Raw genomic sequence first — 10,508 nt, forward strand, 5'->3', positions numbered from 1 at the left:
TGACATGAAAGGCGTCCGTCATGTCCACTGCTTCCCGTATCCGTACCATTTCCGTGTCCGGTAACGACCTGGCCGTGCGCGTCAGCACCGACGAGGACCCGGCCGAGGACTCCCCGATCCTGCTGCCCTCTTTGGGCGAATATCCTGTGTACGACGATTTTTCGTACGAGTACATGATCGCCGACGAACTGCGGACCGAGGCCTACCGGGCGGCACTGCGCGCGCTGGCCCCTGGCAAGGTCGTGCTGGACATCGGCACCGGCCAGGACGCGATCTGGGCGGTGACCGCGGCGAACGCGGGTGCCACCAGGGTATACGCCATCGAAGTCATCCCGGATATCGCCGAGAAGGCCCGCCAATCGGTCGAAGCCGCGGGCCTGACGGATAAGGTCACCATCCTGGAGGGCCTGTCCACTCGGATCACGTTGCCCGAACGAGTCGATGTACTGGTTTCGGAGATCATCGGCGCCATCGGTGGCTCCGAGGGTGCGGAGTCCGTACTCGACGACGCACGTCGACGCTTCCTGAAACCCGGTGGCGCCTCCATTCCACACCGCTGCGTCACCACCGTCGCCGCGGTGGACACGAGCACCGTGCTTCCGGCCGGCGACCTGGCGTTCTCGCCGCTATTCCTGCGGGATCTGGAACAAATCTTCGCCAGCGTCGGCTATCCGTTCGATCTGCGGCTGTGCCTGCTCGGGCTGGAGCAGGCAGAGTTCCTTTCACCCCAGGCGGAGGTGGAAGACCTGTGCTTCACCAGGCCGATGCCGGGAGAGGGTGTCGATGACGTGGACCTTCCGGTGACCAAGGCGGGGCGGATGCACGGGCTCGCGCTCGGCATGCGCCTGTGGATCATGCCCGAGGAAGATCGGCCGATCGACTCGCTGGCTCAGCAGACCAGCTGGTGCCCCGTGTACGTGCCGCTGTCCATGGACGGCATCGCGGTGGAACGAGACGACCGCATCAAGCTGAAGATCCGGCGTTCACTCAGTGATGACGGCGTGCATCCGGACTACGAGATCACCGGCCGGATACTGCGCGCTGGAATGTCCACAGTAGACATAGCTTGGCGGTCCCCGCATCACGGCACCACGTTCCGCGGCTCGGCACCCTACCGTTCGTTGTTCCCGGACCCCGCCTGAAGATCGAGCCCGCGGCGGCCAAGACCTCAGCGTCTCCGGGTGGGAGGGTGACGCGGGGTCGTCGGACGCTTCGCGGTCGTCGGGGAGCGATGAGTCGTTGCCCGCGTCGTCGTCGGCGTCAGCCGGGTCGTGGTGGTCACCGGGGTCGCCGGCGGGGATGACGTCGACGTCTTCAGAGGGCCTGTCGCCACCGTCTTCGGGGGCTGCGTGATAGTCGCGGGCACCACCTGGCCGGCCCCCGGCGCACGCGCCGAGTAGCGCCCCCACGCCCACGACCAGGCCAGACCACCACACCCGCATGGCCCGGACTCTGACAGCCGCCGCCTCCTCGGTCGGCCGTTATCATCGGATCCGGATCCGGATCCGCCAACGATGAAACGAACCGTCAACGGATCCGCCCGCGCCACTGCTCACGTCACCACTGTCGCGTGATCCTTCGGGTCTTACACGTGACTAGACGGCGATCATGCGTGATCAGACGGCGATCTCTCGTGAGATCGCCGTCTGATCACGAGGGCGGGACGTGGAAGGTCCGCGGGCTGGACCTTCCGATGACATCGAAATTCTGCGCCCACCCGGCGCGATGCAGCAGGTTCAGATCGGACGGCTGCCGATACAGACGCTGGTCGGTCGATTCCCATTTGTAGTAGTCGTAGATGCTCACCTGATAGGTGATGTCGTAGCCGCCGTCGCTGGTCGGCGTGACGACACCGCTGATCTGGAAGTCGAACGTGCCGAGCGCGGCATACCAGTCCGGATTGGACTTGTAGTCCGATCGGAAGTTGTTCGAGTAGCCGGTTTCGAAGGCGAAGGACTCGCGATGACCGGACGGAAAACCACTCCACACCTTCATGGCCGCCGCGAGAGCCACGCCCTCGACCTTGCTCTGGAATCCGTCGATCTGGTTCAGCATCTTGTCGACGTTGACGGTGTACTGGCTCCCGGAATTGCCGAGGAAGTGCACCAGCATATCCGCCGCGACCACCATCCCCATCTGATTGGCCGCCCCCGCGCCGATCGCCGCTTGCGCCTTTATCGTCTGCAGCGTCGATTTCCAGGCCAGGCTGGGCTTCCACTCGTCGTAGTTCTTCGGCCCCGTTCCGTCTTTGTTGGCTTTCTCATGATTCGTCGCTGTCGGCGGTGACGGCGGCGCCGGCATGGCCGGTCGAGGTTCCCTGCCATCGGGGTCGGTCAAGATCACCGGGTTGTTGTGGGTGTAGGTGTAGACGGCGAGGTTACGTGAATCGGTGATACCTCCCGCGGTCTTGGAGCCGGACATGAATTCGGCGAGGGCGGGATCGGCGCCTGCCCAGAGTTGGGTTCTGGGGTTGTAGTAGCGGGCGCCGTGATAGTAGAGGCCGGTCTCGTCGTCCAGTTCCTTCCCGGTGTACTTGTACGGAGTACCACCGCGACCGGCTTTGTCCTCCACCCAGGTTTCCCCGAACGGCAGGTATTCGAGATGTTCGGTGACAGTGCCCTGGTTGTCGGTGACGTAGCCGGACGAGCCGAGATGGTCGGCGTGGAAGAAGGACTGGGCGTTTTCCACGCCCTCGGCCGCGACGGTCTTGGTGGTGAGGCGGTTGTCGCCGATGAAGATGTGCTTGTAGCCGGTCCCGTTTCGTTCGCTGTAGCCGCGGTTGGGATAGAGGGATTGACCGTCACCGTTCTTGATGACGCGTTCACCGGCCGCGTCGTAGGTGTAGGTGACGGCCGCGCCGGTGCAGCCCGCCGGACCCTGGGGAACCGTCGTGGTGGCGTCGTCGGAGTTGCAGGCGAGGCGGTTTTCCTCGTCCCACACGTACTGACGTCGTTTCCCGTCGCCCGCTGCGGTGTTCACCGTGTCGGTGAGATTGCCGTTCGCGTCGTAGGCCTGGGTGATCGGGCCGACCTTGCTCGGCGCGTGCGGTTTCCCGCTGCCGTAGTCGTACCGGTAGTCGTAGCTGGTCTTGTCCTGGACCTCGGCCGGGTTGGCCGGGTCCTCGACCGGCTCGATCGGACCGGACCACCTCGGACCCGACGACGCCGGGCTTCCCCCACCGCCGCCGACCGGCGACGCCGCACCCTTGTTCAGCGATGCCTTCTCCACCCCTGCCGGAGCGGGGATGCCGGTGATTTCGTGGTGCTGGGTCTTGGTGGTGGCGTTGTGGACGGAGTCGTAGCCCAGCGCCAGAGAGTACTTGTCCTGCTGGTTGTTCTTGGTGGTGTACTGGCCATTGGCGCTGGTGAGCCGGTAGAGGTCGTCGTAGCCATAGGCCTGGCTGCTGGGTCCGCCGATCGTTCCGTTCCCCGGCACCTCGTTGGCCAGCTTCGTGATGTTCCCGACCTTGTCGTAGGTGTAGCCGAGATTCTGGAACTCGGTGCCGCCCGGCGCTTTCGACTTCAGGGTGGCGAGCCTGCGGTCGGCCTGGTCGTAGGTGTAGGTGGTGCGCACCCCGTTACCGGCCTCCTGCACGACTTTCTGGCCGAACTTGTCGTAGTCGAGCCGGTTGAGATAGGTGTAGCCGGTGCCGTTCTTGGTGCCGGTCGCGCGAACGACTTGACCGCCGCCGTCGTAGGTGTAGGTGAGGACCTCTGCGTCCGGATAGGTCATCTGCAGGACACGGTTGAACGCGTCGAAGCGCCACTGGGTGGTGTAGGCCCGGTCAGTCTGCCCGGCGATTTTGATGGTGCGGGTCTCGCGGACGGTTTCCCCGAGCGGGCCGAAGCCGCGCGTGACGGTGCCCGCGGCGTCGCGGACCTCGGTGACCCGGCCCGCGGCGTTGTCGGGAGCGCCTGGTCCGCCGTGGGTGTAGGTGACGTTGTGGGCCGGGAAGGTCGGATAGCGGACCGCCTTGAGGCGATTGTGGTCGTAGTCGTACTCGACCTGCTTGGCCGCTGCCTTCAGGTTCGCGGTGGTCTTCGCCGTCGTGTTTCCCGCCAGGTCGTAACGGGTCTCGGTGCGGCCGGCGTCCGGGCTGTCCAGGACGGTGCGGCGGCCGAGGGTGTCGTACTCGGACCGGGTGGTGTTGTTCTTGTCGTCCACCACGGAGGTGAGTTGACCGAACGGGTCGTGGCCGTAACTGGTCCAGATGACCGGCTGCCCGCCTGCCGGGTTGAATTCCTTGACCGCGGTCGTCAGTTCGCGGACGTCCTGGTAGGTGCGCTTCTGTTTGCCGTTACCGTCGGTGACGGTCGTCTCGAACCGGGTCGCCCCGGCCCGGTCGGGTCCGAATCCGTAGGCCGTGGTGCTGGTGACCTCATCCGGCTCGATCGTCTTGACCGGCCGGTCGAGCGCGTCGAACGACACGCGCGTCGGTGTCACCGTGTCGAAGGCGGCGTTGAAGGTGCTGTTTCCGCCGGACTTCGGTTCGGTGACCGGGTGGTACTGCTCCACCGCCCGCCCGGCGAAGTCGAACTTGGTGCGCCCGGACACGGTCATGACCTGTTCCGGTTCGTCACCGGGCTTCTCCGCGACCGTGGCGTCCTTTTTCGTCTGCAGAACGCGCTTGAGGCCGTCGGCGAAGGTCACGGTGTCGATGGTGTCCTCGCGCACGCCGGCGGCGTCGCGGTCGAGGTGCCGGGTGGTGGCGTAGGGGACGGCGGCTTCGGGGTGGTAGTCGAAGTCGATCGTGGCCTTGCCGGATCCGATCTCGTACGGCCCGGTGACGGAGTCGAGCCTGCCGACACTGTCGTAGCCGCGCAGTACCTGTTGGCCGTTCTGGTCGGTGGTGCGCTCCGGCTGTCCGTACTTGAGGTTGTGCGTCGTGCCCGACCGCAGCCCGAAACTGTCCATGATGGACTCGATGTGGACGCCGACGACGGTGTCGTAGCCGTACTCCAGCCGGTAGCGCTGACCGGTCCGGTTGGCGGGCTTGGTGACCGATTTCAGGTTGCCGTCCGGGTGGTACTCCATGTCGGTGTCGGCCGAAACGCCGTCGGTGAGGTACTGGCGGATTTGCCGCACCGCGCCGGATCCGCAGTCCACTGTGGATTCACTGCGCCGCGACCCCGCCGCGCCGACCGTGCCGCGTTGCTTGACCAGGTTGGTGATGCCGACGATGTTGCGATCCCGGCAGGCAGGTTCGGACGCGCTGTAGCCGTAGGTGGTTTCCACGTCGTCGGCGGCGCCGTCATCGGCCGCGTCGAGTGACCGGATCAGGTTCCCGTATCCGTCGTAGGACATCTCGACATACGTGGACTTACCGGGTTTGGCGGCGCCTTCGTGGAAATGCTTGTCCACCCTGATCAGCTGCGGGAACACACTGGCCCCACCCTCGGCGGCGTCGCGGAGCTGGTAGGTGTTGACGGTTTCGGTGAGCGGCCGTCCGGCGCCGTCCGCGGTCAGGGTGCGGGCGAGCAACCCGGCCGTGTACGGGCCGTCGGTGCGGTACTCGTCGGTGGTCGAGCGATAGAGCGCGTCGGCCGCGCCAGGGTCGCGCTGCTCGGTGACGACCTTGCCGAAGCCGTGGAATTCGCGTTCGAGCCGATCGTACTTGCCCTGCTCGTAGCGGTAGGTGGTGAGCTGGGTGTCGGCTCCGTCGCCGGGATGGCCGTCGGACACGGTGGTGCGGGACAGGACCCAGCGGGATTCGGGCATGGCCTGGGTGTTGCCGGTGCGGGTGTAGTCCAGATCGACGCGCCCGCCCATCGGCCGCGTCATCGAACGGAGCAGGTTGGTGCGGCCGGTCTGGTTGGCCGCGACGAGCAATTCGTTGTCACGGGTGGATTTGACGTGATCTGCCAGGCCGTCGCCGTTGACGTCACGGAGGCCGACCTCGCTGCGCCCGATGCCGGTGGAGGCGTCGGCGCCGGGATTGAACACCAGGAAGCCGCCGAAGGGCATGGGGAAGCCGAAGGTGAAGTAGGCACCGCCCGCCAGGTTGGCGTTCTTGTCGACCGCGACCTCGCCGAACCCGCCGTTGAACGGCGCGGGCGCGGCGAAACCGTTACCGGTGTTGACCGCCACGGAGATCGGTCGCCCGGCGTCGCCGGCGAACACGCGGTCGGCCAGGCCGTCCCCGTTGACGTCGGCCATGCTGGCCTTGGTCGTCGTCGAGCCCAGCGTCGCCGACACGCCACCGGCGAAGCCGTAGTTGTCGAGGTTGACTCCGAGGTTGACCCCGACGTTCCCGGTCTGGGCGGTGTTGACCGGACCGGTGGGCCACGGCTCCGGTTCGGCGAACGAGTAACCCAGGTTCAGCGCGACCTTGCCGTCGGCGTGGACCTTGTCGGGCAGGCCGTCACCGTTGATGTCGAGCAGATCCCGCACCGTCGCCGACTCGCCGCCACCGATGCTGCCGCCGATTCCCAGCGCGGGCATCTCCAGCCCGGCCCTGGCCGTGGTCGAAGCGGTGTCCGCGTCGGGCGCGTCGGTACCGCGCGCGGTACCCATCGTCCGCGCGGGGCTGCCCGCACCCGCGGACACCGACACCGCGATCGAGTTCGCGTCACGCACGGTCCCGTTCAGCGATCCCCGGGTCCCGCCGAGCCCGCCGGCCATGTCGGAGTACTGGATCCCGCTGCTTCCCACGACGTCGGGGAACCTGTCCCCGTTGAGGTCGAGGAAGTCGACACCGCCCGCGGTGATCCCGCCTGCCAGGCTGCCGCCGACCGGACCGGCGCCGAGTGTGGTGGAGACCTGCACGGTCATCCCCCGGCGCGGCACACCTTTCGCCCCGGCCACGTCGGCGTCGGAGACGACGTCGATGGTGTCCATGCCGAGCCGGGAACTGGCCGTGGCACCGGGCCCGACCCAGGTGTTCTCGTCCGCGCCCGCCCATCTGCCCTCGGCGGGCATCGGGACGAGCACCGCGAGCCTGGGCATGTTCACCTTCGGATCCGCCTTGAACCCAGGCACGTCCTTCTCTTCGGGCGCCTTGGGCAGCGAGTCACGGAAGCTCTCGTCCAGCACCAGATCGCTTTCCACGATCGGCTTCGCCGCCCGATCGCCTTGAGCCTGGTAGCCGATCACTCCCCAGCCGCGGTAAGGCTGGGCGAACGCGCCCGGCTTCGCGGACGCGGAGACCGTGGCGGACACCTGTGGCAGGAAGAACGGGTTGAAACCGACCATCGCCGAGGCGCTCATCAGCGTGGGCGCCTTCTCCTCTTGGGTGGCGAAGTCGAAGAACAGTTCGTCGCCCTGGGTGACCTGCACCGTCATCCGCGGCGGCGTCGGTTTGGGCGTCAGCCCGCCGGGAATCTCGATGACCTGCTTGCCCAGCAACTGGCCGCCGCGCTTCTTGATCGTGAACACGAACGTGTGTTTGTCCGTGTCCATCAAGATCGGGTTGATGAACGGCTGAACGTACAGCTGACCGGTTTGGCTCGCCGTCCAAGCCTTCTGCGGGGCGGCGCCATTCGACAACGGATACATGTCGAGGTCGTACGGCGGGTTGATCACGATCGTCGGCTTGCCGTTCTCGTCGACGACCGTCTCCACCCCTTCGGCCTGGGTGTAGTGTGCCTGGGGAACCCACTTCAGCGCGCTCGGATCGATCGCGGAATCCGCCCGCAAGCGCCACGACAGGCTGTCCTTCGCCGTCACCGGAACGCTTACGTCGATCGGGGTGGTACCGGTCGAAGAGGCGGGCACCTTCGTGTTGACGACGTCCTTGCCATTGCGGGTGATCACCACGCTCACGTCGTCGGAGGTCACCTTGTCCTTGACCACGTCGCCGGTCAGTTTCAGGGTTCCGGTCACCGGCGCGGTGACCTGGGACTGCCGTCCGGACAGGGTGAAGTCTTTGGACGCGGAGTACACGGAGTTGCTCAACCCGTTGACATCGGTGGTCGCGCCACCGGCGTAGGTGATCGTCGGGTCCCACGCCACCGTGTCGTACATACCGTCCAAAATGGACTGTGTGCGGAAGTAGATCGCGTCGCCCTTGCGCACTCCGATCGCACCGACCCCCGTCGGCGCGAATTCCAGATGGTCATCCGGGCCGATCCGCTGCGCCCACAACTCGGTGCCCTTGTGCTGAATCGCCACTCGCACCCCGTCGGCCTTCTGATAGGCGGCGCGCTGCGGCGACGTGTCCTTTTCCAGCCGCACCCGCCCATCGACGCGCACCGTCCCGTCGAACGGCGCGACCCACCGACGCACGCTGTCCAGCAACGGCGAGGTGTCCACCGCCCGGTCGAACGCCGCCCGCTGGTCACCGACGAACTCCCCCGACGCCACGCCCCCGCCGACCGGGACCGCGGTCTTCCTGCTGTCCTCGCTGTAGGCGGGCCGGCCGTTCGGGTCCAGATATCCGAACAACACACCGCCGTTGTTGACCAGATCGGTGATCCCGTCGCCGTTGACGTCGGAGAAGTAGCGGTCCGACGTGGTGATCGTGGACACCAGATCCAGCTGGGCCGCGACCCCGGCGAAGGCCTCCACGCCGATCGTGCCGGACAGCGTCGACTCCGAGGAGATGGCGGGCAGCCCCGGCAGCTTGAGCGCGGTGTCACCGAAGCGCGGTTGCCCGCCCGGCGCGGCCAGGTTCGGCCGGTACCAGACCTCGCCGCCCTTGCGGAAGACCTTGTCCGGCAGGTTGTCGCCGTCGACGTCGGCCAGCGCCAGCAGCCCGTCGGAAACACCCGCGCTGGCACCGATCTTCACCCCGGCGGAGCCCGATTTGATCGGGGCGACCGGGTTGTAGCCCGTGTACAGGTGCCCGCCCGCGCTCACCGACGTACTCGCCGACAACGCGGACGCCTCCCCCTGGCGCACGTTCACCCCGAGGTCGTCATCGGCGACCGCCCAGTTCTCGGCCTCGGCGAATCCGTTGTAATGGCCGTCCTTGTCCCGGACCTCGTCGAAGTAGTCCATGGAATGCGTGGTGAAAAGGCGGTTGTCCTCACCGAACTGCGAGATCGACGCGAGCAGCGTCTTGGCGAACGCACCGGTCCGGTAATTCAGCTCGTAGGCACGCACCAGCCGGTCGTCCAGCTTGACCTCGACCCGCCGCAGCAGGTCTGCGGTCACCTTCTTGAAGCCGCCTCGGGCGTCGATCTGCACGTCCGCGCGGCGCGGCTCGCCCCGGTCCCGGTCGCGCAGGAACGTCACCGAGTATTTGCCTTCGGCGTCGCCATGGCCGGTGTAGGTGATCCGCTGCGGGTACAGGTTGCCACCCGGCACCTTCGATTCCGCGGTCCCGCCGTCGTTGACCTTGGCGTGGCGGTAACGCATGACGTTGTCGTGGGTGTCACGGACCTCGCGCACCGCCCAGGTGGCGACACGGCCCGCCTTGTCGGTCAACGTCGTATCGGCCGTCCCACCGAACGACATGCGGGTGCCCGCCTTGTCGGTGACCTCCCACCAGTACCCGGCGGGGTTGTCGCCATGGCGCACGATCCGGTCGAACCGGCTTTCCACGCGGGCGTGGAACACCTTCTCCGCCGTCCGCTTCCGCAACTCGCCCCGATGGGCGACGGGGGTGAGCTGTGCACCGTTCAGGAGGTAGGTCTCGGTCTCCAGGCCCGCGTCATACCGCGGCACTCCCCAGCGGGTGTCCACCGTGATGGACGGCAGGGCGACGTCCCACCCGACGCCCAGCCAGCCGTTGGCGCCTCCGGAGCCGTACTTCACCTCCAGCTTCGGCTCCAGGCCCGCTCTCCCCTTGGGCACCTCCAGCGGATACGACAACCGGGCATCGCCCATGGCGTTCGCCGCCGGTGGCCCGATCAGGTTCACCCCGGCCCCCGGATCGGCCGCTTTGATGTCCTTGATCTGATTCGGATCGAAAGCCGTCCCCTCCGGATGCTCCGGAGCCGTCAACGCCCCGCCCTCACCCGCGGCCCGCACCGAGGCAGGCGGGCCCGCGCTCGGGACCATCATCGCCACCAAGGCCAGGAACAACGCCACCACCACGGCCTTGTGGCGATGACGAACCGGACGAGCCCACGCGAAGGCAGACATGCCCTCGACCCCCTCTGGATCCATGAATTCGACTGTCGGGTCCCGGCGAAGAACAATGAGCCCTGTCGCGGACGGGATCGAGCGGTGACGCGGGTGATCAATCGAATACGCGCATTCGGCCGAACTGCTCCATTCGGATCAGCTCATGGTTCCTGCGAAAAAACGAGACAATCGATCTCGGGTGACGCTATCGGCGGTCCATTAAATTTTGATGAAACGCTTGTCATCCACGGATTCTTGAGGAACACAGGTGACGGACTACCTGGCCGGTTGGAAATTGTCCCTTATGGACCCACTCCCACCCGCGAGTCGACACCCGGCCCCTGCGGACTCAGAGCAGCTTCCGAGGACGGGTGTCTTCGGACCGCCTCTGACTGTCGCCACTCGCTGGTGGGGCCAGTGGGCTGGCCGTGTCGCGTGAGAGGTTGGACGGCACATGTGTGGAGTTGCCCCCGTGATGCGGACACCTTGATTCCAGACGC

2 protein-coding genes are annotated in these 10,508 nt (G+C 66.6%); one reads left to right on the forward strand and one right to left on the reverse strand.

Annotated elements, in window-relative coordinates:
- Positions 1–20 precede the first annotated feature (20 nt).
- Positions 21–1,142 (forward strand): SAM-dependent methyltransferase, encoded by a 1,122-nt coding sequence (locus tag BS329_RS17050; protein ID WP_076161849.1) that lies wholly within the window; start codon positions 21–23, stop codon positions 1,140–1,142.
- Between the two features lie 508 nt (positions 1,143–1,650).
- On the opposite strand, the gene BS329_RS17055 is transcribed toward BS329_RS17050, so the two are convergent.
- The gene (locus tag BS329_RS17055; protein ID WP_244197190.1) at positions 1,651–10,050 is read right to left on the reverse strand and encodes a SpvB/TcaC N-terminal domain-containing protein; all 8,400 of its coding nucleotides are present in this window, start codon (positions 10,048–10,050) and stop codon (positions 1,651–1,653) included.
- Positions 10,051–10,508: the final 458 nt, after the last annotated feature.

The sequence above is a fragment of the Amycolatopsis coloradensis genome (assembly GCF_001953865.1).
Lineage (GTDB): Bacteria > Actinomycetota > Actinomycetes > Mycobacteriales > Pseudonocardiaceae > Amycolatopsis > Amycolatopsis coloradensis.